The sequence below is a fragment of the Kitasatospora sp. GAS204B genome (genome assembly GCF_029892155.1).
Taxonomy (GTDB): domain Bacteria; phylum Actinomycetota; class Actinomycetes; order Streptomycetales; family Streptomycetaceae; genus Kitasatospora.
On the sequence record NZ_JARZAG010000031.1, the window covers coordinates 1 to 21,826 of the forward strand.

Consider the following 21,826-nt stretch of genomic DNA (forward strand, 5'->3'; position numbering starts at 1 on the left):
GGATGTCAACATATCTGGCGTTGACTTTTGGCACGCTGTTGAGTTCTCAAGGAACGGACACTTCCTTCGCAGCCACTTCCGTGACCCCTCCGGGCGCTTCGTTCTTTCGTGTTCTCAGCTTATCAGATCCGATCCGCACCGTTTACCGGTCGTTTTCTTCTCCGAATTCCCGCTGAGGGGATTCCCTTCGGCTTACCAGCAGAGCTTATCAAAGGATTCGCACTGCTTTTGCCTGGGGCAATTTGACTTGCCGGGCCGCATCCATGGACGCGTTTCCTCAGCCTGTCGTGTCGTAGACCCTACAACCGGCCGACCCTGTTGTCCAGTCGACCTAACCGTTCGAATCTACTAGCCGACCGGACCCGTGTCAACGGCTCTGGCGGCGTGAAGAGAAGACTACCAGGTCAGAAGGGGTCAGCCCGCCACCGGCTGGAGGTCCGCACGATCGGCGGCGGCCACGTCGCCGGTCTCGCCTGCGGCGGCGGCGCGGCGGCCGAGGACCAGGGCGTAGAGCAGGAAGAGCGTCTCGGCGGTGACCCCGATGCCGACCCGGGCCCAGGTGGGGAGGCCGGAGGGGGTAACGAACGCTTCGAGCAGGCCGCTGACGAAGAGGACGGCGGTCAGGCCCATGGCCATGCCGATCGTGGCGCGGCCCTGTTCGGCCAGGGCGACGGTGCGCGGGCGCGGGCCCGGGTCGATCACGGTCCAGCCGAGGCGCAGCCCGAGGCCGGCGGCGACGAAGACCGCAGTGAGTTCGAGCAGGCCGTGCGGCAGGAGCAGGCCGAGGAAGAGGTCGAGGCGGCCGGCGGAGGCCATCAGGCCGACGCCGATGCCCAGGTTGAGGATGTTCTGGGCCAGGACGTAGAGGACCGGCAGGCCCAGGAAGACGCCGAAGACCAGGCACTGGGTGGCGACCCAGGCGTTGTTCGTCCAGACCTGGGCGGCGAAGGAGCTGGCCGGGCGGTCGGAGTAGTAGGCCTGGTAGGCGCCGCCTGGGCGGGTCATCTCGCGCAGTTGGCTGGGGCTGGCCAGGCTGTCCCGGACTTCGGGGTGCGCGGCCACCCACCAGGCGATCAGCGCGGCGCCGAGCAGCGAGACCAGGGCTATCGGGAGCCACCAGCGGCGGGAGCGGTACAGGGCGGCGGGGAAGCTGACCGTGAAGTAGCGGCCCACGTCGCGCCAGCCGGCGACCCGGCTGCCGGTGACGGCGTTGCGGGCGCGTGCCACCAGCGTGGTCAACCGGCCGACCAGGGCCGGATCGGGCGCCGTGGCCTGCACCTTGGCCAGGTGGCCGGTGGTCCGCTGGTAGAGCGCGACCAGTTCGTCGGCCTCCGCGCCGGTGAGTTTGCGCCGCTTGCTGAGAGCCTCCAACCGCGCCCACTGCGCCTGGTGGGCGGCGACGAAGACGTCCAGGTCCATGCGGGTCACTCCAAGGTGGGCGGTGGCGGCGCGGGGTCAACGGCTGGGGTCAGCTTGCCAGAGGTCGTCGCGGGTGGGCTGGGAGCCTTCCCCGGCTTTCGGGCGGCCCCGTATGTTGGGCACCTGAAGATCGGGGGTCGGGCGGCTGCTCTGCTCCGTGACGTCGAGTGGAACGGGCTGGTGCGGTGAGCGACCTGGTGACGGGTGAGGCCGTGGTCCTCGGACTGCGGCCGGCGAAGTTGCCGAGCCGGGCGCTGGCCGTACTGCTGGACCTGGTGGTGGAGTTCGCGGCGTTCTTCCTGCTCTCGCTGTTGTCGCTGGTGCTGCTGCCGGGCCTGGACGGGGCGGCCGCCGCGGCGCTGGTGATCTGCCTGATGGTCCTCCTCCTGGTCGCGGTGCCGGTGCTGGTGGAGACGCTGTCGCGCGGACGGTCGCTGGGGAAGGCGGCGCTCGGGCTGCGGGTGGTGCGGGTCGACGGCGGGCCCGCGGGGTTCCGGCACGCGCTGGTCCGGGCGCTGGTCGGGGTCTTCGAGATCATCCTGCTGACCGGGGTACCGGCCGCGCTCTGCTCGTTGGTCTCGACCGACGGCCGGCGGCTCGGCGACATCTTCGCGGGCACCCTGGTGGTGCGCGAGCGAGTGCCGGAGACGGCCGCACCGGGGCTGGCCGTCGCGCCGCCGCCGCAGGTGCTGGCCGCGCTGGGCGCCGATCTGGTCCGGCTCGACCTGTCGACCGTGCCCCCTGGGCTCTGGCTGGCGATTCGCCAACTGCTGAACCGGGCAGATCAGTTGGATGCCCAGGCGGCGCTCGGGATGGCGCAGCGGCTGGCCGGTGACGTGGCCGAGCGGACCGGCTGGCCGGTGCCGGCCGGGCTGCATCCGGCGCTGTACCTGGGCGCGGTGCTGACCGAGCGGCAGCGCCGGGAGTGGCAGCGCGCGACCGGCACGGGTGCCGTGCCCAGCCCGCCGCCCGCACCCGGCCCCGGCGCACCCACCGCCCCGGCCGCACCCACCGCGCCGCCGGTGCCGCCCGCCTCCCCCGCCGTCGACGGCGGGTTCTCGCTGCCCGGCTGAGCCGGCCGCGTCACTCCCAGCTCGGCCAGGCGTTGGGCGGGTTGTCCAACTCCTCCAGTTCGATGCCCGGGGCCGCCAGCAGCACGTCGCCCGCGAGGTGCAGTTCGCGCTGCTCGCCGGTCTCCAGGTCGGCCACCTGGTAGCGCTCGACCAGCAGCGGGCCGCTGTCGGTGGCGTGCTGCTCCACGCTCTGCAGGGTCCAGCCCTGGTCGAAGGTCCGGGGGGCCAACGCGGCGCCGCTGAAGGCGACCAGTCGCACCCGCGCGCTCGCGCCCTCGGCCGGCCGCAGCAGGCGGGCGGTGGCGATCAGGAAAGCGGGCGAGTCGCCGGCGAAGCCGTGGGCGCGGTCGTGCCCTTCGGTGGCCGCGGCGCCGGTCGGGTCGGCCGGGTCGGTACGCACCCAGGCCACCCCGTCCACGGCTCCCCCGCGGACCTGCCAGCCACCGGAGCGCAGTTCCATCCGCAGCGGGCGGGCCCGGGAGTCGAGCGTGAGGTCGACGGTGCCCAGCGGCGTGCCGTCCGGGGCGTAGGACTTGCCGACGTAGCGCCAGCCGGCGGGGCCGGGCGCGCAGCTGAACCGTTCCTCGCCGAGGGGGGTGCCGTCGTGCGGGTCGTGGAGGGAGTAGCGGCCGGTGGGCATGGTCAGCAGCCTACGTGCAACCTTTCGCAGTGCGGTCGCATCAGTGTGGCGGGCAGTGCGGGGAGCACTCCCCGGAGAGGAGTTGCCGGCGATGGCGAAGCCGAAGCGCGACGCGGAATTCATTGAATTCGCCAGCACCAGGGCCACTTGGCTACGCGGTGTCGCGTACTTGCTCTGTGCCGACTGGCACCGGGCGGATGACCTGGTGCAGGAGACGATCACCAAGCTGTACGTCCACTGGCCCCGGCTGGCGCGGGTGGAGAACATGGACGGCTATGCCAGAAAGGCCCTGGTGAACACCTTCCTTTCGGAGCAGCGCTCGCCATGGGAACGGTGGCGGGCCCGGTGGCAGGCGCAGGAGCTGCCGGATGCCCCGGTGTTCGCGCCCGACCTGGACGCCTCGGTGGACCTCAGGGAAGCGCTGGCCGCACTCCCGCCGCGGCAACGCACGGCGGTGGTGCTCCGGTACTACTGCGATCTGACGGTCGAGCAGACTGCCGAGGCGATGGGCTGCTCCACCGGAAACGTCAAGAGTCAGACCTCACGGGGGATCGACGCGCTGAGCCGCCGCCTGCTCGCGGGTCCGGCGACAGTGGCAGAGGGGGTTGTGTGATGGATTTCGACCTGAGCACGGGGTTGGCGGAGCTGGTGGGCTCGCCACCGCAGCAGAGCGTGGTGGACGTGGCCGCCGCGGTCCGGCAGGGGCGGTCGCGGCGGCGGCGCCGGAGGCTGGGGGTCGCGGCCGCGAGCCTGGCCTTCGCAGTCGGCGTCTCGGGGCTCGCGTTGGCGCTGCCAGGGCAGGGGCACGGTGTGACGGCGGCCGCTCCGACGACGACGGCCCCGGCTGATCTTCCGCCGGACACCGGGCACGATCCGCTGACCACCGAGGTGCAGTTCGGCTGGCTGCCGGACTGGGCGCGCGGCAGCGACGGCATCGGTTACTCCGCCGACTACCAGGGCCCCTCGCCGCAGGCCTTCGCCATGGTGCGCGGCAACCCCGCCCGGGGCTTCTCCGAGCTGCGGCTGACCCTGCTCCCAGCCGGGCAGGTGCCCGACGCCACCAAGCTGAACGGCCGTCCCGCGCAACGCTCCGCGGCACCGCAGGTCAACGGGGGCACGGCGTACTGGCTCACGCCGAGCGCGGACCCCAGGCTCCCGACGGACGAACACGCACTGCGCTGGCTGACGTCTTCGGGGCGGTGGGCTGAGCTCCAGGGCCAGTGGGGCGAGGACGCCGGCGCGACCGCGGTGGTGCTACGGGTGGCAGCCGGCGTGACCTACGGGAAGTGGGCGGTCCCGCTGCCAGTGCGACTGACCGGCCTGCCGGCCGACTTCAAGGTCGCGCTCGCCACCCTGGCGCCATCGATGAACGGCAGCGACTGGACCGTTGCCGTGGCGATGACGGTGGGGAACTCGCTGGTGACGATCAACGTCGGCCCCTCCCTGCCGCTGCCGCCGTCGGGCTCCCCGTACCCGGGCAAGTCGATCCACAACGGTGGCTATCCCGGAGCGCCGGGCTGCATCTCTCAGGCCGGTCTGGACGCCTGCGTCGACAGTCCACCTGGATACGAGACGGCGCTGCAGGCGGTCGGCGGGGTGCACGGGGTGGCGGACCGGCTCGTGCTGCTGGGCGGCGACCGGGCCAGCTGGACGACCGAAGTGACGAACTGATCCCCGAAGACGGCCGGGCGGCCGGTGCTCCCACGGGGGTGGGGCACCGGCCGCCCGGTTCGGTCGAGCCGACGGCTCAGTAGCGGTACTGCTCCGCCTTGTACGGGCCCTCGACCGGGACGCCGATGTAGTCGGCCTGGTCCTTGGTCAGGACGGTGAGCTTGACGCCCAGCGCGTCCAGGTGGAGGCGGGCGACCTTCTCGTCCAGGTGCTTGGGCAGCACGTAGACGCCGATCGGGTACTGCTCGGTCTTGGCGAACAGTTCGATCTGCGCGATGGTCTGGTTCGCGAAGGAGTTGGACATCACGAAGGACGGGTGACCGGTCGCGTTGCCCAGGTTCAGCAGGCGGCCCTCGGAGAGCACGATGATGGTGTGGCCGTCCGCGAAGCGCCACTCGTGGACCTGCGGCTTGACCTCGGTCTTCACGACGCCGGGCAGCTTGGCCAGGCCGGCCATGTCGAGCTCGTTGTCGAAGTGGCCGATGTTGCCGACGATCGCCTGGTGCTTCATCTTCACCATGTCCGAGGCGAGGATGATGTCCTTGTTGCCCGTGGTGGTGATGAAGATGTCGCCGATCGAGATGACCTCGTCCAGGGTGGTGACCTGGTAGCCGTCCATCGCGGCCTGCAGCGCGCAGATCGGGTCGATCTCGGTGATGATGACCCGGGCGCCCTGGCCGCGCAGCGACTCGGCGCAGCCCTTGCCCACGTCGCCGTAGCCGCAGACGACCGCGACCTTGCCGCCGATCAGCACGTCGGTGGCGCGGTTGATGCCGTCGATCAGCGAGTGGCGGCAGCCGTACTTGTTGTCGAACTTCGACTTGGTGACCGAGTCGTTGACGTTGATCGCCGGGAAGAGCAGCTTGCCGTCCCGGTGCATCTCGTACAGGCGGTGCACGCCGGTGGTGGTCTCCTCGGTGACGCCCTTGATGGTGGCGGCGACCTCGGTCCACTTGCGCGGGGACTCGGTCAGGGTGCGGTTGAGCAGCTCCAGGATGATCCGGAACTCGTCGTTGTCGGCGGTGGCCGGGTCCGGCGCGGCGCCGGCCTTCTCGAACTCGACGCCCTTGTGGATCAGCAGGGTGGCGTCACCGCCGTCGTCCAGGATCATGTTGGGCGTCTGGCCGTTCGGCCAGGTCAGCGCCTGCTCGGTGCACCACCAGTACTCCTCCAGGGTCTCGCCCTTCCAGGCGAAGACCGGGACACCGGCGGGGTTCTCGACAGTGCCCTCGGGGCCGACCGCGATCGCGGCGGCGGCGTGGTCCTGGGTGGAGAAGATGTTGCAGGAGCACCAGCGGACCTCGGCGCCCAGCGCGGTGAGGGTCTCGATCAGCACGGCGGTCTGCACCGTCATGTGCAGCGAGCCGGTGATCCGGGCGCCGGCCAGCGGCTGGGTGGCCGCGAACTCCTTGCGGATCGACATCAGGCCGGGCATCTCGTGCTCGGCGAGCTGGATCTCCTTGCGACCGAACGGGGCCAGGGAGAGGTCGGCGACCTTGAAGTCACCGGTGGTGTTGCCGGACATGCGGGGTACTCCTCGCTGCGTGGGGCCGATGCGTACGGGTGTGCTTGACGGCGGCGCGGCACCCGAGGGACGCCACTCCGCTGCGCGGCACAATCCGTCGGAGGACCTCTCTCCCTCGACCCGGGCCACACCCGGATCGACCGCCATCAGCAGCGACGTTTGGCACTGGTGACGAATCTACACCGAGGGCGCGCGGGGCCGGGGGCGGTTCGACCGGTTTCGGCCGCGCGCGGCGCCGGTCAGAGCGTGACGGTGGCGCGGAACAGCGTGCCGGTGCCGGTCAGCGTGGTGGCCGTGCCGGTGGCGGGCAGGTAGGCGGACTGACCCCGGGTCAGCTCCAGGCTCTGCCCCGCGGCGTCGGTCAGGGTGACCGAGCCCTCGGTGCAGAGCAGGATCTGGGCAGTGCGGCCGGCCACCTGGCGCTGGGCGCCGGCGCTCAGCACGAAGCGGGAGAGGCGGAACTCGTCGATCGGGACCGGGAACAGCTCCTCGCCGTCCTCGCTCGCGACCGGGCGCCGCACGCCCGGGTCGCCGGCCTCGAAGACGACCACCCTGAGCAGCTCGGGGACGTCGATGTGCTTGGGGGTCAGCCCGCAGCGCAGCACGTTGTCGGAGTTGGCCATGATCTCCACGCCGGTGCCCTTGATGTAGGCGTGCGGGACACCCGCGCCGAGGTAGAGCGCGTCACCGGGCTGCAACCGGACGAAGTTGAGCAGCAGCGCGGCCAGCACCCCGGCATCGCCCGGGAAGTGCTTGGCGGCGTACGCGTAGCCGGCCCAGGCGGGCGCCCAGGGCGAGGCGGGCTCGGCGGCCAGCGAGCGGTCCAGCGCCTCGGCCAGCTCCTTGACGGTGACCGCCACGACCGCGGGGTCGGTGGTGAGCATGGTGGCCAGCGTCTCGCGCAGCGCCTGCTCGGCGGGCTTGGTGCGCAGCAGGTCGATCAGCGGGGCCAGGCCCGGCAGGCCCAGCCGCTCCATCAGGTCGGCGGTGGCCAGCGGGTCGCGGAAACCGCATAGCCCGTCGAACTCGTCCAGCGCGCAGATCAGTTCGGGCTTGTGGTTGGCGTCCTTGTAGTTGCGGCGGCCCGCCTCGACCGGGATCCCGGCGGCCTCCTCCGCGGCGAAGCCGGCTCGGGCCTGGGCCAGGTCCGGGTGCACCTGGAGGGAGAGCGGGATCTCGGCGGCCAGCACCTTGAGCAGGAACGGCAGGGTCGGGCCGAACTTGGCCACGGTCGCGGCGCCCAGCTCGGCGGCCGGGTCGGCGGCGATCACCTGGTCCAGCGGCAGCGGACCCGCGCCGCGGTCCACCCGGGACGGCCCGCCGGGGTGGGCGCCCAGCCACAGTTCGGCCTGCGGCTCACCGGTGGGCCGCTCGCCGAGCAGGGCCGGGATCGCGGTGGTCGAACCCCAGGCATAGGGGCGGACGGTGTTGGCGAGGCGGTCCATCTGGCGGCCCAGCTCCTTGCTTCGGCTGACGTGTGCGGTGGTGACGTGTGGGGGACCCTGACGGTAGCCCACCGGGATTCAGCGCTGCTCGGCCAGGCCGAGGTAGACGGCGGCGAAGTCGGTCAGCGCGATCAGCTCGGCCAGCGCGTGCAGTGGTTCGGAGCGGGTGCCGGTCAGCTCGGTCAGCCGGACCTCGTGGTCGGCGGCCAGCCGGCGGGCCCGGCGCACCGTGGGGCCGGCGGGTGCCGGTTCGGGCGCGGCCTCGGGCGCGGCGGGCTCGGCCGGCTCCGGCTGCGGGACGTGCCGCAGCACCAGGACCTGGACGGCCAGCGGGTCCGGCTCCTCGACGCGGTCGCGGAAGAAGTCCCCGGGGTCGGCGCCGGCACCGAGCTGCCCGGTGATCATGCCGCGATGGGCGCTCAGCACCTGCGGCAGCTGGCCGGCGACGGCGGGACGCCCGGCCCGGTCGGCGAGCATCGCGGCGAACCGCTCGGCGGCCACCGCGGCCAGCGGCCCCTCGCTCCACAGCAGCGGGACGGTGCCGGAGAGCTGGGCGGCCAGGTCCTTGGCGGGGTTGAGGTAGGCGGCGGCGTCCGGGCGGTGGCGGACCGCCAGCTCGTCCAGCAGGTCGGCGGCGGCCTCCAACTCCCGGTCCGGGGCGTTCAGTACGCCGATCCGGTCGGCCAGCGCGAGCAGCGGGGTGAGGTGGGCCCAGAGCGCGCCGAAGTCCTCGGAGGGCAGGTCGGGTTCGGCCGCCTCGGCCCGCCCGTCCGCCTCGTCGCCGGCCGACGGGACGTACGGCAGCGGCAGCGCGCGCACCTGGAGCGCGGCCTCGGCCAGCGGGCGGTCCTCGGGCGCGATCACCGCGATCGCGCAGCCGCGCGCGTAGGCCTGCTCGGCGAGGCTGATCAGGCCGGCCTCGGTGCCGTCGGCGGAGGCCAGCACCAGCAGGTCGTTCGGCCCGGCCCAGCCGGGCAGTTGCCAGCTCAGGCCGTCACTGAAGAGCGCGGCGGGCAGCGCGTCCGTCGGCGGCAACGGCTGGACCAGGGTCCCGGTGCCGGACAGCGCGGCCAGCGCCTGACCGGCCGTCAGCACGCTGCCGTGGCCGGCCACCAGGATGCCGCGCGGGCGGCCGTCGGGCCGCAGCCCGGCCAGGCCCGAACTCTGGGCCTGGCGCAGCGCGGTGCGGATCCGGGCGCCGGCGCCGGCGAGCGCCAGCAGCGCGTGGTCCCGGTCGGCGCGCTGGAGGGCGGCCGGGTCGTCGAGCAGGCTGTCGTCGAGCATGCGGCTGGACCTCCGGGTCCGGTCCGGGTGTCGGGGGCTCAGGCGGGGCGGCGGGCCTCGTCCACGAGCAGCACCGGGATGCCGTCGCGAATCGGGTAGGCCAGGCCGCAGTCGGCACCGGTGCAGGTCAGCTCGGGCTGGTCCGCTGCGGTCTCTTCGCGCAGCGCGGCATGGCAGCTCGGGCAGACCAGGATCTCCAGCAGGAAGGGTTCGAGCGTCATGATCAGGGCTGCTCCGTTTCGAGGTGGACGGCGGGACGCGAGGCGCCCCGGCCGGTGGGTCCACCCTACCGGCCGGGGCGCCTCGGGTTGAGGATCAGGCGAGGACGATCGCCAGCACGCCGTCGCGCAGTTCGGCCATCTTGGCCGGGTCCTTGGCCTCGACGTTGAGGCGCAGCAGCGGCTCGGTGTTGGAGGCGCGCAGGTTGAACCACCAGTCGGGGCCGGCGACGGTCAGGCCGTCCAACTCGTCGACACTGACGCCCGCCAGCGAGCCGTACGCGGCCCGCACCTCGGCGGTCTTGCCCGCCTGGTCGGCGACCTCGCTGTTGATCTCGCCGGAGGCCGCGTAGCGGTCGTACTCGGCGGTCAGCGCGGAGAGCGTGCCGTCCTGGCCGCCGAGCGCGGCGAGCACGTGCAGCGCGGCCAGCATGCCGGTGTCGGCACGCCAGAAGTCGCGGAAGTAGTAGTGCGCGGAGTGCTCGCCGCCGAAGATCGCGTCGGTCTCGGCCATCCGCTGCTTGATGAAGGAGTGGCCGACCCGGGTGCGCACGGCCTTGCCGCCGTGCTCGGCGACGACCTCGGCAACGGTCCAGGAGGTGATCAGGTTGTGGATGATCGTCGCGTTCGGCTCGCCGTTCGCCCGGGCCCGGGCCAGCTCGCGCACCGCGACCAGGGCGGTGATCGCCGACGGGGAGACCGGCTCGCCGCGCTCGTCGATCACGAAGCAGCGGTCGGCGTCGCCGTCGAAGGCCAGGCCGATGTCGGCGCCGACCTCGCGGACCTTGGCCTGCAGGTCGACCAGGTTCTTCGGGTCGAGCGGGTTGGCCTCGTGGTTGGGGAAGGTGCCGTCCAGCTCGAAGTACATCGGGACGACGTCCAGCGGCAGGCCGGCGAGGACGGTCGGGACGGTGTGGCCGCCCATGCCGTTGCCCGCGTCCACCACGACCTTGAGCGGGCGGATCGAGGTCAGGTCGACCAGACCGAGCAGGTGGTCCGCGTAGCCGCGCAGGGTGTCCTGCTCGGTCAGCACGCCCTGCTTGGTGCCCTCGGGCGCCGCCGGGACGGTGACGCTGTTATCGGCACCGATCCAGCTCTGCACCAGCTCGCGGATCTCGGCCAGCCCGGTGTCCTCGCCGACCGGGGCGGCGCCCTTGCGGCACATCTTGATGCCGTTGTACTGCGCCGGGTTGTGGCTGGCGGTGAACATCGCGCCGGGCAGGTCCAGCTTGCCGCTCGCGTAGTAGAGCTGGTCGGTGGAGCAGAGGCCGATCTCGGTGACGTCCGCGCCGTAGCCGGCCGCGCCCTCGGCGAAGGCCCGGCTCAGGCTCGGCGAGGAGGGACGCATGTCGTGTCCGACCACGATCGCGGTCGCACCGGTGACCTGGACGAAGGCGGCCCCGAAGGCCCGGGACAGGTTCTCGTCCCACTGGTCCGGAACGACGCCTCGCACGTCGTACGCCTTGACGAGCTGCTTGAGGTCGCGCACTGCGGCTCCACCCTTGTTGTCTCTCGGAACGGGCTGTCCCTGGAACGGGCTCCGTAGGCCCACGGTCACGATACGTCGCGCCACGAACACGGCATGACCGCAGGGGTGTCCGGCCCGGGCAGTGGGCAGCGTACCGGGTGGCGGTGGCGGCGACTTAACGCTCAGCTGTCGGGCGAGCGCAGCACCCGCAGGTGACCGCGGCGGCCGACCTGGGCCGGATCACCCTCGGCGGGGCGCACCGGGCGCGGGCCGCGCTCCTGCGGGCGGGCCGCCTCGCGCACCGCGTTGGCCAGCGCTTCCAGGTCGTCGCTGCTGCGGCGCAGCGGTCCGCCCTCGGTGGCCAGACGGACCACCTCCCAGCCGCGCGGGGCGGTCAGGCGCTCGGCGTGCTCGGCGCACAGGTCGTAGCAGTGCGGCTCGGCGTAGGTGGCGAGCGGGCCGAGCACCGCCGTGGAGTCGGCGTACACGTACGTCAGGGTCGCCACGGCCGGTCGGCCGCACGCGGTCCGCGAACAACGACGTACAGGGCTCACGAGGGTGGACGGTACCGCACCGGCGGCCGACTGGCTAAGACCCGGGGGCGCAAGCCGGTTCGTGTCGCGTCCGCGGGCGCTCGGATCGGTGTTCGCGTGGTCCATTTCCTGGCCTCCTAGGGCTAGGCTCGTGATTGATATGGACAGCTCCACACCGCCCCCGTCCGCGCCCAGGCCGCCTGCCGGGGCCCCGCCCGCCGGGTCGCCGCGCGCTCGGCGCCGCGACCGGCACGGCCGCGGGCTGCGCGGACCACTGGCGCCGCCGCAGGTCCCGATCTCGCTGAGCCGCTCCGAGCTTTTCGAGGACTACGTCCGCGAGTCGGTGGAGCGACTGGAGCGCCGCTGGCCGCAGTTGATCGACGTCGAGTTCGAGGTCGACGAGGTGCCCGAGGCACTGCCCGGCGAGCCCGACCCGGTGCCCGACGGCGGGGTGCCGCTGGGCAAGGTGGTCCCGGCCGGGCAGGGCCGCAAGAGCCGGATCGTGCTCTACCGCCGGCCGGTGGAGATCCGCGCCAAGTCCCGCGAGGACCGGGCGGCACTGGTGCACGAGATCCTGATCGAGCAGGTCGCCGAGTTGCTCGGGCTGTCGCCCGACGCCATCGACCCCCGGTACGACGAGGAGTGACGCACCGCCCGGGCGCCCGGGCGGGCTCAGTGGACGAGCACTCCCGGGTCCTGGGCGGCCTGCGGGATCTGGACGTAGCTGTGGTCGTCCTGCAGGGCCTGGATGGTGAACATCGGGATGCCGCTGGTGGTGACCGCCAGCATCCGGGCGGCCGTCACCGGGCCGCCCGACTCGGTCTCGATCGTGACGCCGAACGAGCCGTTGCCGCCGGACGGTTCGGGTGACCCCATGGCGACCGTGGCACCCGCCGGAACCTGGACCTCCTTGCTGGTCGGGGTGCCGCCGCCGGTGCTCGCCGAGGCCGTCACCCGGACCGTGGCGGCGTCACCCGTCGAGGTGATCAGCAGAGTGGACGCACCACCTCCCCGGGTGTCGGCCACGCTGGCCCGCTTGCCCACCGGCGCACTGCCGGTCAGCCAGGCCGAGTCGCTCTTGCCGTTGGCGGCCCGGTCGATCCGCAGCGTGGCCACCACCGGGGTCGGGTGGGCCTTGTCGGTCGGGGTGAGCCGCAGTGCGGAGGCCTGCTGACGGGTGATCTGGCCACCGAGGTCGACGGCGGTCACCATGCCGGCCTTGACGTGGATCGTCTCGTGGCCGGCCGGGGTGAACCAGCCGTTCGGGCCGGAGAGTTGGATGTTCAGGTCGGCGTCGTCGGTGCCGCCGGGGGCGGCCACGACCAGCCGGGCCGCCGAGAGGTCGCCCGGCATGCCGGGCAGCACCACGCTGGGTGCCGGGTCGGCCGAGGCGGGGATCCAGTCGGCGCCGGCCGAGCCGTCGGCCGCGTGCAGGAAGGCGCCGACCCGGCCGCTGCGGACGGTCACCTCCACCGCGAGGTCGCTCACCTGAGCGGGGATCACCGTGGTCAGCAGCACGGACAGCGAGCTGCCGGACGGGACGGTCAGTCCGGTGCCGGCGTCGCTCTCGATCGGCCCCTGGTCGCCGTAGAGCCGCAGGTCGACCACGGCCGGGGTGCTCGCCACGTTGGTCAGGCTGACGTAGTCCTTGCGGTTGCCCGCGGTGCTGGCCCCGGCGAACCAGAAGTGGGTGCCGGAGGGCTCGCAGTTGACGCCGGACATGCCCTGGCCGTGCGAGTCGGTCACGGCGGTGGTCTGGGTGACCGTGAAGCCGGGGGCGAAGGCGCCGGTGGCGGTCGCCGAGGTGCCCACCGCGGTGTCGCCGTTGTCGGCCTGGCCGGCCACCGGCACGCCGGGCTTGGCCAGCGCCACCAGGGCGTTGGCGGCCTGGGCCGGAGCCTGACCGGGGGCGGCGGACGGAGCCGGCGAACCCGACGGCGCGGGCGAACCGGACGGCGCCGGCGGAGCCGACGGCGCGGCGGTCGACGGCGGCGCCACATCGCTCACCGTCGCGCTGCCGCCCTGGGCGGGCCCGCCGCTGCCGGGGGTGAACGCGGTGATCTGGGTGTTGCCGGTCACCCCCTGGATCGGCTGCGGGCAGACCAGCGCGGTCCGCTCCACCTGGGCGCCCACCGGCTGCCCGGTCGGCGGGGCGGCGGGGGCCGCCGGCGGACGCAACTCGGCGACCCCGAAGACCAGGGCGAGCACGGCGGCGCAGGCCAGCAGCGACAGTCCGGTGCGACTGCCACCCTGGGCCGCGCCGATCGAGCGGCCCAGGGAGGGGACAGGGAGTTTCATCGCGGGTCAGCTCCGTCGTGGTGCGGGTGGCCGCCGTAGGAGGGGTGCTCCGGGTCGTAGGGGCGGCCCTGGTCGGGCAGCCAGGGCTGCGGTTCGCCGCCCTGGTAGCCCTGCTGGTCGTAGCCGCCGTAGCCGTAGTCCGCCGCCGGATAGGGCTGCTGGGCCGCGTACGGGTCGCCCTGGTAGCCGGGCTCGGCATACGGCTCGTACGACGGCTCGGTGGCGTACGGCTCCGCCGGGTACTGCTCCGTGGCGTACGGCTCCCCGGCGTACTGGGGCTGCGCGGGGTAGCCGGCCTGGTAGGACTGCTGGGCCGCGTACGGGTCGTAGCCGTACGGGTCGGCCTGCTGGAAGTCCTCCCCGCCGTACCCGCCCTGCTGGTGGTGCGGCTGCGCGTACGGGTCGGGGTGGACCGGCGCGGGCTCGGCCTGCTCGGGGTGTCCGGGCCCGCCGGTGGGCTGCGGCGGGATGCCCTGGACGGTGCCGTAGACCCCGAGCTCGCCGTCGGCCGGCTCCGCCGCCTCGCCCTCGCTGCGTTCGGCCAGCCGGCGGGCCCGGCGGCTGCCGGGAACCGGAGGCTGGGCGGCCTGGGCGGCGGCCAGCGCGGCGGCGGCCACCACCTCCTCGGGCAGGTCGTCGTCCTTGGTGCTGCGCCGCCCGGGCAGCGCGAGCACCAGCACGGTGACGCCGAGCAGCAGTTGCAGCCCGATCCAACCGGTGTGCAGCAGCGGGGTGGCGCGGCTGACGCTGAGCTTGCCGCCGCCGGCCGGCAGTTGGAAGCCCTGCGCCCAGCCGTCCAGCGTGACCGGCGTGAGCGCGGTGCCGTTCAGCGTGGCCCGCCAGCCCGGGTCGGCCTGCTCGGCCAGGTGCAGCACCCGGCCGGCGGGGCCGGCCGGGATGGTCGCGTCGACCGACTCGGCGGCGGCGGGCACCGGGACCGGCGCGGCGTTCGGCGCGGTGATCACCACCCGGGTCGCCGGCAGGCCGTTGACCTGCCAGAGGGCGGAGCCGTTGTCCTGGCTGAGCGCGACCAGGCCGGGGGTGGTGTCCAGCACGTTCTGGACCTGGCCGACCATCGGGCCCTGCACCACCACGTACGCCACGCCGAAATTGGCCAGCGCGGCGGCCTGGTCGGCACCGGAGCCGGCCAGCAGGCTGCCGACCAGCTTGGTCAGCCGGTCCTTGGTGTCGCCGCCGGTGTCCACGGTGCCCTCGGCCTGACCGAGCGTCAGGCCGGCGCCGCGCACCACGGTGAAGCGCACCGAGCTCACCCGGGCGTCGCCGGTGAGCACCAGGGTGTTGGACCGGTCGGTGGTCCCGGCCTCCTCCGCGATGAAGGCGGGCACCTGGCCGGCACTGGTGCGGTGCACCGGGCCGTCGGCGCCGCTGACGGCCCACCACAAGCCGGTGCCCAGCGGGGCGAGCACGGCGGTGAGCACCACCAGGGCGGCCACCGGCTGGCGCCAGCCGAAGGCGATCCCGGCGACCCGCGCGTTGGCGCCGTCGGCGCCGATCGCGGCGGCGGCCAGCAGCGCGATGCCGGCCAGCAGGGTGGCCGGGCCGGCCCAGGCGGCGATCGGCAGGCCACCGGAGGCCGGGGTGACGCTGGTGCCGGCGACCGCGACGGCGAAGACCAGCCCGGCGCCGGCCGCGGCCCAGGCCGCCAGCACGGCGCGCCTGCGGTCGGCGCGCAGCAGGGCGGCGAGGGCGGCCAGCAGCACGCCGACCGAGAGCCAGGCCGGCGGCACCCCGGCGCCGCCGGGGTTGACCAGCAGCAGGTCCAGCGGGGTGGCGCGGTGGCCGCTGAAGACCGGCAGACCCGCTTCGAGCAGCAGTCGCGAGGGGTGCGCGAGCACCTGCGGGAACCAGGGCGCGAGCACCAGCACGGGCAGGCCGAGGATCACCGCGACCCGGGGGCCGAGCAGCCGCACGGCACTGACACCGCTGCCGTAGGCGCCGCCGCGCAGGATCGCCACCACCAGCGCGGCCAGCGACAGCGGCAGCGCTATGGCCCAGGACAGCGGCACGAAGGCGGTGCACACGGTGAGCAGCAGGACGGTCATCCAGGTGGAGCGCCAGCCGGGGCGCAGCCCTCGGGCGGCGGTCTCCCGGCGGATGCCCAGGCCCGCCGAGACGGCGGCGGCGCGGGCCAGCGGCGGCAGCAGCACGGCGAGCACCGCGGTGCCCAGCCGGCCCTCGGCGATGGCGCCGGTGGCGGCGGGCAGCAGCGCGTAGGTGGCGCTGGCCCAGGCCCGGACCAGCTTGGAGCCGAGCAGCGGCCGGGAGACCAGGTAGGCGCTGACCGCCGAGAGCGGGACGGAGAGCACCAGCAGCAGGGTGATCGCGAGGTCGGCGTGGTCGAAGAGCACCCAGGAGAGCACCGACAGGACCGCGAGGTAGGGCGGGGCGGTGGCGGTGGAGCCGGTGCCCACCGGGTGCCAGCTGCTCGCGTACATGTCCCACAGGCCGGACGCGCCGTCGGAGGCGGGCAGCAGCGAGCCGCCCTGCAGCGCGCCGGAGCCGAGCAGGTTGCGGCCGGCGACCAGCGCGAAGACCAGCAGGGCAGCGAAGAGCACCGGGGCCGGACGCCGGGCCAGGCGCTTGAGCAGCGCGAACTGCTCGATCTCCAGGACCTCGCTGTCCTCGTCGCCGCCGGTGGCCTCCACCGAGCCGTGCCGGCCGATCGAGTTGTCGTCCCCGCCGCCGATGCCGAGCGAGCTGATCGCGCCCTCGATGGCCAGGCGCGCGGTGGCGCCGGGCGGCGGGAAGAGGCCGCGGTCGTCCAGCGCGTCGTAGGAGCGGGTTCTGGCCCGGCGTTTGCGGGCCAGCAACAGCCGGGGCAGCCGGACCAGTTCGTGGCCCAGGCCCGCGATCTCGTCCAGTGCCTGGCGCGGGTCCTTGCCGACCAGGTTGGCCAGCACCCGCAGCAGGGTGCCGAGCACCAGCCGGAGCAGCACGTACGGGAAGACCAGCCGCCGGGAGTTGGCCAGCAGGGTGTAGACCGCGCCGGCCTTGTCGACCCGGTGCGGATGGGCGGCGCCGCAGTCGATCGCGCGGCGCTCACGGCTGGCGGCCTCGGCGTGCCGCAGCACCGCGTCGGGCGCCACCACGACCCGGTGGCCCGCGGCGTTGACCCGCCAGCAGAAGTCGGTGTCGTCGCGCATCAGCGGCAGCGCCTTGTCGAAGCCGCCGAGCTGCTCGAAGACGTCGCGGCGCACCAGCATGCCCGCGGTGGAGACCGCGAGCACCGGGCGGACCTGGTCGTGCTGGCCCTGGTCCTGCTCGCGCCGGTCCAGGCCGGTCCAGCGGCGCCCCGAGCGGGCGATGCTGACGCCGACCTCCAGCAGCTGGCGCCGGTCGTACCAGCTGCGCAGCTTGGGGCCGATCACGGCGGCGGACGGGGTGGTGTCGGCGACCTGCAGGAGCCGGCGCAGCGCGTCGGTCTGCGGCTCGCAGTCGTCGTGCAGCAGCCAGAGCCACTCGACCGGCTGGGTCTCGCGCGGACCGCCGGAGCTCAGGTCGTCCTCGGCGGAGAGCGGGTCGCCGAAGTCGTCCCAGCCGCCGGTGACCGGGTCGTAGCCGGACGGGTCGAGGCTGTAGGGGAGGTCTTCGGGGCGCAGCGGCGGGCTGTTGAAGACGGCCTCGGCGACGGCGGTGCCGAAGCCGGCCCGGCGGCCGAGCAGGGTGGGGCCCGACTCGGGCAGCCAGTCACCGAGGGTGTCGCGCAGCAGTTGCGGGGAGGTGTCGGTGCTGCCGGTGTCCACCGCGAGGATGCGCTGCACCTGGCGGTCCTGGCCGAGCAGGCCGGCCAGCGCCTGGGGCAGCCAGCGGGCACCGTCGTGGCTGACGATGACGGCGGTCACCAGGTGGCGCGGGTACGCGGGCGGTCGGCCGCTCCCGGGCCAGCCACGGTTCGCCGCCGCGGGCGGCTGGGGCCCCGCGGGCGGTTGTGGGCCTGACGGCTGGTCTGGGTAGCCGTGCTGCTGGCTGTAGGCAGTCATCGAGTGCGCGGGCCCCGGTTCCGGTGGACGGCAGGTGGCGCACCACACTAACGGCTTCGGCTGAGCGCGCTGTTCACCCGGTGGGGGGCTGTGGGGGCGCCGACCTGGTCGGCGGCGGGCGGGGGCCTCGATCGGCGCGGCGAAATGCAAAAGCGCCCCGCCGTCCGGGCGAGGCGCTTGCACAATCGGGTGGACACTGCACAGATTCTGCGAAGAGGAAAGCAGACAAGCTGACCGTATGAATCGGACAGCTGTTCTGGTGTTCGATTACCTCTTCAGACCGCGCTCTTCTTGAGCCGCCGGCGTTCGCGTTCGGAGAGGCCTCCCCAGATTCCGAATCGCTCGTCGTTGGCGAGGGCGTACTCCAGGCATTCGGACCGCACCTCACAGGCCAGGCAGACCTTCTTGGCCTCGCGAGTGGATCCGCCCTTCTCGGGGAAGAACGACTCCGGGTCGGTCTGGGCGCACAGCGCACGCTCCTGCCAGCCGAGTTCCTCTTCCTCGTCGATGTCCTCACCGATCAACAGCTCAAAGAGCTCGCTCATTGGCGCGCCTCCTCTGCCCCTCTTGGCGTCCCCGTGCGTGTGTGCCGCAGGCCATGGACGTCTGCTCCGGTTCGGCCGAACGACACGACTGAAATTACATGTGCGTCACTCTGGCTCAGTCAAGCCGAGCTCTGGTATTGGGTCGTGAATTCACTCCCCGGAACCAAGGCGCTACAAATAGTGTACATATCCGGACAGAACGGACTTTCCGCAGCTCGCGGCCACGAAGCCGCTCCGAAGCCCGCCCGCCCCGCCTTCACGCAGACGTGAGCAGACGTGAGCGGAGACGTGAATCGAGCCGCTCCGGTTGCCGAGGACGCCCTCCGTGCCATCAAGGGCGGAGGGCGCCACCGGCGGCGACAACCGGCGCGGTCGCCGACGCACCGCTCCGGCCTGGGATCAATCCGGTCAACCGGCTGCCTTCCCGGAGATCTATGGATCAAAACCCCGAGTGGGACTTATCACCCGATTCGGCGTTTCGACCCGAATGTCCCTCTGATGGCCGTACGGGCGACTTGACACGAAGCCCCCGAAGCCTGTCTCCTGTAGCGCATGTCAGAGTCCATCGCCCCGCGGAGCCGCCACAGCGCGCTCCGGCGTGCCGCGAGCACTCTGTGTTGCCCTCGTCGCTCCTGTTGTCGTTAGGCGCGTCGACTCCCCGCGCCGTTCTCCGTGAACGGCTCTCCCGGCCTCGACGTGCCGCACCAGGACCACGAGGCCGTCCGCGTTTCCGGCACCTGTACCGCGGATCCGGCTGATCCCCCTCCTCACCGACCAGCCGCCGAGGATCCCGCTGATGCGTACCCGACTCCGCCCCCGCAAGCGCAACCGTGACCGTAACAAGCTCGCCCGCAAGGCCACCGCCCTGGCCACCGGCGCGGCTCGGCTGCCCGCGCCGACCGGGCCCGGCTGGGCCGACGGGCTCAGCGACGTGAGCATCGCAGGCGACCCGCTGGCCTTCCCCCACCTGGCCCGCACCGACCTGCCCCGGCACCCCGGCACGGTGGCCGACCACGCCCGGCTGGTCCGCGAGATCGCCGCCGACCACACCCGCTGGGCCCCGCTGGTCCGCTACGACGCGCTCACCCGCTGGTACGCCCGACTCGAGACCGGCCCCGGCTACGAGGTCTGGCTGCTCAGCTGGCTGCCCGGGCAGAGCAGCGGACTGCACGACCACGGCGACTCCTCCGGCGTCCTGACGGTGGTTCAGGGCGAGCTGGTCGAGCGCGCGCTCACCCCCGGGGGCGAGACCACCCGCACGCTGCGCCCCGGTGGCCGCAGGGTCTTCTCCCCCGGCTACCTGCACGAGGTGGTCAACGCGACGCTGGAGCCGGCCGTCAGCATCCACCTCTACTCCCCCGGTCTGACCGAGATGACGCAGTACGGGACGGCCGTTGCCGAGTTGGCGTCCGAACTGCCCTGAGCGTTTGGCAGGATGGGCGCATGCGTATCGTGGCACTGGCGGGCGGGATCGGCGGGGCACGCTTCCTGCGCGGCCTCAAGGACGTGGTGGCGCCCGGGGACGAGATCACCGTCATCGGCAACACCGGGGACGACATCCACCTCTTCGGTCTCAAGGTCTGCCCCGACCTGGACACCGTGATGTACACCCTCGGCGGTGGCATCCATGAGGAGCAGGGCTGGGGCCGGGCCGGGGAGAGCTTCGCGGTCAAGGAGGAACTGGCCGCCTACGGGGTCGGCCCGTCCTGGTTCGGGCTGGGCGACAAGGACTTCGCCACCCACATCGTGCGCACCCAGATGCTCGCCGCCGGCTACCCGCTGAGCGCCGTCACCGAGGCGCTCTGCGACCGCTGGCAGCCGGGCGTGCGCCTGCTGCCGATGAGCGACGACCGGGTGGAGACCCACGTCCGGATCACCGACGACCAGGGGACCCGGGCGATCCACTTCCAGGAGTACTGGGTCAAGCTGCACGCGGCCGTGGACGCCGAGGCGATCATCCCGGTCGGCGCGGACACCGCGAAGCCCGCGCCCGGGGTGCTGGAGGCGATCGGCGCGGCCGACCTGATCCTCTTCCCGCCGTCCAACCCGGTGGTGAGCATCGGCACCATCCTGGCCGTGCCCGGCATTCGGGAGGCGGTCGCGGCGGCGGGCGCGCCGGTGGTCGGGCTCTCGCCGATCATCGGCGGCGCGCCGGTGCGCGGGATGGCGGACAAGGTGCTGGCGGCGGTCGGGGTCGAGGCCTCGGCCTCGGCCGTGGCGCTGCACTACGGGGCCGATCTGGTCGACGGGTGGCTGGTGGACGTGGCCGACGCCGGCTCGGTCGCCGAGGTCCAGGCGGCCGGGATCAGCTGCCGGGCCGTGCCGCTGCTGATGACCGACCCGGCGGCGACCGCGGCGATGGCCCGGGCGGCGCTGGAGCTGGCCGAGCAGGTGGGCGGGTGAGCCGCGCGCTGGAGGTGCTGCCGGTCCTGGGCCTGCCCGAGATCGAGGCGGGCGCCGACCTCGGCGCGCTGATCGCCAAGGCCGTCGAACTGCGGCCCGGCGACATCCTGGTGGTCACCTCGAAGATCGTCAGCAAGGCCGAGGACCGGCTGCTGCGGGCCGAGGACCGGGAGGCGGCGATCGACGCCGAGGCGGTGCGGGTGGTGGCCCGGCGCGGGCGCACTCGGATCGTGCAGAACCGGCAGGGCCTGGTGATGGCGGCGGCCGGTGTGGACGCCTCCAACACCGCACCCGGCACGGTGCTGCTGCTGCCGCTGGACCCGGACGGCTCGGCCCGCGAGATCCGGGCCCGGATCCACGAGTTGACCGGCCGTCGGATCGCCGTGATCATCACCGACACCTTCGGCCGCCCCTGGCGCAACGGGCTGACCGACGTGGCGATCGGCGCCGCCGGCCTCGACGTGCTGGACGACCACCGCGGGCGGCTGGACAGCCACGGGAACACGCTGAACCTGACCACGACCGCCGTCGCCGACGAACTGGCCGCCGCCGGCGACCTGGTGAAGGGCAAGGCCAGCGGCACCCCGGTCGCGGTGGTGCGGGGTCTGGGCACCCTGGTCACCGAGGCGGACGGCGACGGCATCCGCCCGCTGATCCGGCCGATCGAGGACGACATGTTCCGGCTCGGCACCTCGGAGGCGGTCCGGGCCGCCGTCACGCTGCGGCGCACGGTCCGGGAGTTCAGCGACGAGCCGGTGCACCCGGACGCCGTCCGGCGCGCGGTGGCCGCCGCCGCCACCGCGCCGGCGCCGCACCACACCACGCCCTGGCGGTTCGTGCTGCTGGAGTCGCAGACCTCACGCACCGAGCTGCTCGACGCCATGCTCGCCGCCTGGCAGCGCGACCTGCACGAGCTGGACGGGTGGGACGAGGCGAAGATCGCCCGCCGGACCGCGCGCGGGGACGTGCTGCGCAAGGCGCCGTACCTGGTGGTGCCGTGCCTGGTGATGGACGGCTCGCACAGCTACCCGGACGCGCGGCGGGCGGCGGCCGAGCGCGAGATGTTCACCGTGACGATCGGCGCGGCGGTGCAGAACCTGCTGGTCACCCTCTCCGGCGAGGGGTACGGGACGGCGTGGGTGTCGTCCACCATGTTCTGCCGGGACACGGTGCGCGAGGTGCTCCGGCTGCCCGACGGGTGGGACCCGATGGGCGCGGTGGCGGTGGGTCGGCCGGCGGCGGTGCCGCAGGACCGGCCGGCCCGGGCGGTGGAGCCGTTCATCGCGGTGCGCTGAGCAGGTGC

At 73.4% G+C, this 21,826-nt stretch carries 18 protein-coding genes; 7 read left to right on the plus strand and 11 right to left on the minus strand.

All coding sequences use genetic code 11. The annotated features are described in order from the left end of the window. Nucleotides 1-414 precede the first annotated feature (414 nt). Nucleotides 415-1,419: a stage II sporulation protein M gene (locus P3T41_RS31110; RefSeq protein WP_280693922.1), complete on the minus strand. Its 1,005-nt coding sequence runs from the start codon at nt 1,417-1,419 to the stop codon at nt 415-417. Between the two features lie 185 nt (nt 1,420-1,604). Here P3T41_RS31110 and P3T41_RS31115 point away from each other — a divergent pair, with 185 nt between their 5' ends. Next, on the plus strand, nt 1,605-2,492 hold the full coding sequence (locus P3T41_RS31115; RefSeq protein WP_280693923.1) for an RDD family protein: 888 nt from the start codon (nt 1,605-1,607) through the stop codon (nt 2,490-2,492). A gap of 10 nt (nt 2,493-2,502) precedes the next feature. On the opposite strand, the gene P3T41_RS31120 is transcribed toward P3T41_RS31115, so the two are convergent. Beyond that, on the minus strand, nt 2,503-3,132 hold the full coding sequence (locus P3T41_RS31120; protein WP_280693924.1) for a hypothetical protein: 630 nt from the start codon (nt 3,130-3,132) through the stop codon (nt 2,503-2,505). A gap of 91 nt (nt 3,133-3,223) precedes the next feature. Between P3T41_RS31120 and P3T41_RS31125 the strand changes: the two genes are divergently transcribed. Both P3T41_RS31125 and P3T41_RS31130 read left to right on the plus strand, forming a co-directional pair. Then, nucleotides 3,224-3,745: a SigE family RNA polymerase sigma factor gene (locus P3T41_RS31125; protein ID WP_280693925.1), complete on the plus strand. Its 522-nt coding sequence runs from the start codon at nt 3,224-3,226 to the stop codon at nt 3,743-3,745. Further along, nucleotides 3,745-4,803 (plus strand): hypothetical protein, encoded by a 1,059-nt coding sequence (locus tag P3T41_RS31130; RefSeq protein ID WP_280693926.1) that lies wholly within the window; start codon nt 3,745-3,747, stop codon nt 4,801-4,803. Before P3T41_RS31125 ends, P3T41_RS31130 begins: the two co-directional genes overlap by 1 nt. A 76-nt stretch (nt 4,804-4,879) precedes the next feature. Here P3T41_RS31130 and ahcY read toward each other — a convergent pair whose 3' ends face one another. The 6 genes from ahcY to P3T41_RS31160 all read right to left on the minus strand — a co-directional run bounded on the left by ahcY (nt 4,880) and on the right by P3T41_RS31160 (nt 11,297). Then, complete coding sequence (ahcY, locus tag P3T41_RS31135) at nt 4,880-6,328, minus strand: adenosylhomocysteinase (RefSeq protein WP_280693927.1); 1,449 nt, start codon at nt 6,326-6,328, stop codon at nt 4,880-4,882. 239 nt (nt 6,329-6,567) lie between these two features. Then, a complete protein-coding gene (gene manA / locus P3T41_RS31140) occupies nt 6,568-7,773 on the minus strand; it encodes a mannose-6-phosphate isomerase, class I (RefSeq protein WP_280693928.1) in 1,206 nt (401 codons plus the stop codon). A 78-nt stretch (nt 7,774-7,851) separates the two neighbouring features. Beyond that, nucleotides 7,852-9,057: an SIS domain-containing protein gene (locus P3T41_RS31145; protein WP_280693929.1), complete on the minus strand. Its 1,206-nt coding sequence runs from the start codon at nt 9,055-9,057 to the stop codon at nt 7,852-7,854. Nucleotides 9,058-9,095: 38 nt separating this feature from the next. Next, nucleotides 9,096-9,278 carry a Trm112 family protein gene (locus P3T41_RS31150; RefSeq protein WP_280693930.1) on the minus strand — a complete coding sequence of 61 codons (183 nt, stop codon included), beginning with the start codon at nt 9,276-9,278 and terminating at the stop codon, nt 9,096-9,098. Between the two features lie 94 nt (nt 9,279-9,372). Then, nucleotides 9,373-10,764, minus strand: a complete 1,392-nt coding sequence (locus P3T41_RS31155) for a phosphomannomutase/phosphoglucomutase (RefSeq protein WP_280693931.1) — start codon at nt 10,762-10,764, stop codon at nt 9,373-9,375. A gap of 161 nt (nt 10,765-10,925) precedes the next feature. Then, nucleotides 10,926-11,297, minus strand: a complete 372-nt coding sequence (locus P3T41_RS31160; RefSeq protein ID WP_280693932.1) for a DUF3499 domain-containing protein — start codon at nt 11,295-11,297, stop codon at nt 10,926-10,928. Nucleotides 11,298-11,436: 139 nt separating this feature from the next. Here P3T41_RS31160 and P3T41_RS31165 point away from each other — a divergent pair, with 139 nt between their 5' ends. Next, nucleotides 11,437-11,922 carry a metallopeptidase family protein gene (locus P3T41_RS31165; RefSeq protein ID WP_280693933.1) on the plus strand — a complete coding sequence of 162 codons (486 nt, stop codon included), beginning with the start codon at nt 11,437-11,439 and terminating at the stop codon, nt 11,920-11,922. A gap of 26 nt (nt 11,923-11,948) precedes the next feature. Here the strand turns inward: P3T41_RS31165 and P3T41_RS31170 are convergent, their stop codons facing one another. From P3T41_RS31170 to P3T41_RS31180, 3 genes are all read right to left on the minus strand, one after another. After that, nucleotides 11,949-13,574, minus strand: a complete 1,626-nt coding sequence (locus tag P3T41_RS31170) for a DUF5719 family protein (RefSeq protein WP_280693934.1) — start codon at nt 13,572-13,574, stop codon at nt 11,949-11,951. Beyond that, on the minus strand, nt 13,571-17,437 hold the full coding sequence (locus P3T41_RS31175) for a glycosyltransferase family 2 protein (protein WP_280693935.1): 3,867 nt from the start codon (nt 17,435-17,437) through the stop codon (nt 13,571-13,573). Before P3T41_RS31175 ends, P3T41_RS31170 begins: the two co-directional genes overlap by 4 nt. A gap of 413 nt (nt 17,438-17,850) precedes the next feature. Further along, on the minus strand, nt 17,851-18,120 hold the full coding sequence (locus P3T41_RS31180; protein ID WP_280693936.1) for a WhiB family transcriptional regulator: 270 nt from the start codon (nt 18,118-18,120) through the stop codon (nt 17,851-17,853). 796 nt (nt 18,121-18,916) lie between these two features. Here P3T41_RS31180 and P3T41_RS31185 point away from each other — a divergent pair. From P3T41_RS31185 to P3T41_RS31195, 3 genes are read left to right on the plus strand one after another with little or no spacing between them, the layout of a single operon-like run. Next, on the plus strand, nt 18,917-19,543 hold the full coding sequence (locus P3T41_RS31185) for a cysteine dioxygenase family protein (RefSeq protein WP_280693937.1): 627 nt from the start codon (nt 18,917-18,919) through the stop codon (nt 19,541-19,543). A 20-nt stretch (nt 19,544-19,563) separates the two neighbouring features. Continuing rightward, a complete protein-coding gene (gene cofD / locus P3T41_RS31190) occupies nt 19,564-20,523 on the plus strand; it encodes a 2-phospho-L-lactate transferase (protein ID WP_280693938.1) in 960 nt (319 codons plus the stop codon). Beyond that, entirely contained in the window at nt 20,520-21,818 is a 1,299-nt protein-coding gene (locus P3T41_RS31195; protein WP_280693939.1) for a coenzyme F420-0:L-glutamate ligase, read from the plus strand. The genes cofD and P3T41_RS31195 overlap by 4 nt, the downstream gene beginning before the upstream one ends. Nucleotides 21,819-21,826: the final 8 nt, after the last annotated feature.

What these genes read in the sequence shown, in the direction of transcription:
- manA (WP_280693928.1), bottom strand. Translation starts at nt 7,773, where the DNA reads ATGGACCGCCTCGCCAACACCGTCCGCCCCTATGCCTGGGGTTCGACC.
- P3T41_RS31120 (WP_280693924.1), bottom strand. Translation starts at nt 3,132, where the DNA reads ATGCCCACCGGCCGCTACTCCCTCCACGACCCGCACGACGGCACCCCC.
- P3T41_RS31145 (WP_280693929.1), bottom strand. Translation starts at nt 9,057, where the DNA reads ATGCTCGACGACAGCCTGCTCGACGACCCGGCCGCCCTCCAGCGCGCC.
- P3T41_RS31150 (WP_280693930.1), bottom strand. Translation starts at nt 9,278, where the DNA reads ATGACGCTCGAACCCTTCCTGCTGGAGATCCTGGTCTGCCCGAGCTGC.
- P3T41_RS31170 (WP_280693934.1), bottom strand. Translation starts at nt 13,574, where the DNA reads ATGAAACTCCCTGTCCCCTCCCTGGGCCGCTCGATCGGCGCGGCCCAG.
- P3T41_RS31165 (WP_280693933.1), top strand. Translation starts at nt 11,437, where the DNA reads ATGGACAGCTCCACACCGCCCCCGTCCGCGCCCAGGCCGCCTGCCGGG.
- cofD (WP_280693938.1), top strand. Translation starts at nt 19,564, where the DNA reads ATGCGTATCGTGGCACTGGCGGGCGGGATCGGCGGGGCACGCTTCCTG.
- P3T41_RS31185 (WP_280693937.1), top strand. Translation starts at nt 18,917, where the DNA reads ATGCGTACCCGACTCCGCCCCCGCAAGCGCAACCGTGACCGTAACAAG.
- P3T41_RS31110 (WP_280693922.1), bottom strand. Translation starts at nt 1,419, where the DNA reads ATGGACCTGGACGTCTTCGTCGCCGCCCACCAGGCGCAGTGGGCGCGG.
- P3T41_RS31180 (WP_280693936.1), bottom strand. Translation starts at nt 18,120, where the DNA reads ATGAGCGAGCTCTTTGAGCTGTTGATCGGTGAGGACATCGACGAGGAA.
- P3T41_RS31130 (WP_280693926.1), top strand. Translation starts at nt 3,745, where the DNA reads ATGGATTTCGACCTGAGCACGGGGTTGGCGGAGCTGGTGGGCTCGCCA.
- ahcY (WP_280693927.1), bottom strand. Translation starts at nt 6,328, where the DNA reads ATGTCCGGCAACACCACCGGTGACTTCAAGGTCGCCGACCTCTCCCTG.
- P3T41_RS31125 (WP_280693925.1), top strand. Translation starts at nt 3,224, where the DNA reads ATGGCGAAGCCGAAGCGCGACGCGGAATTCATTGAATTCGCCAGCACC.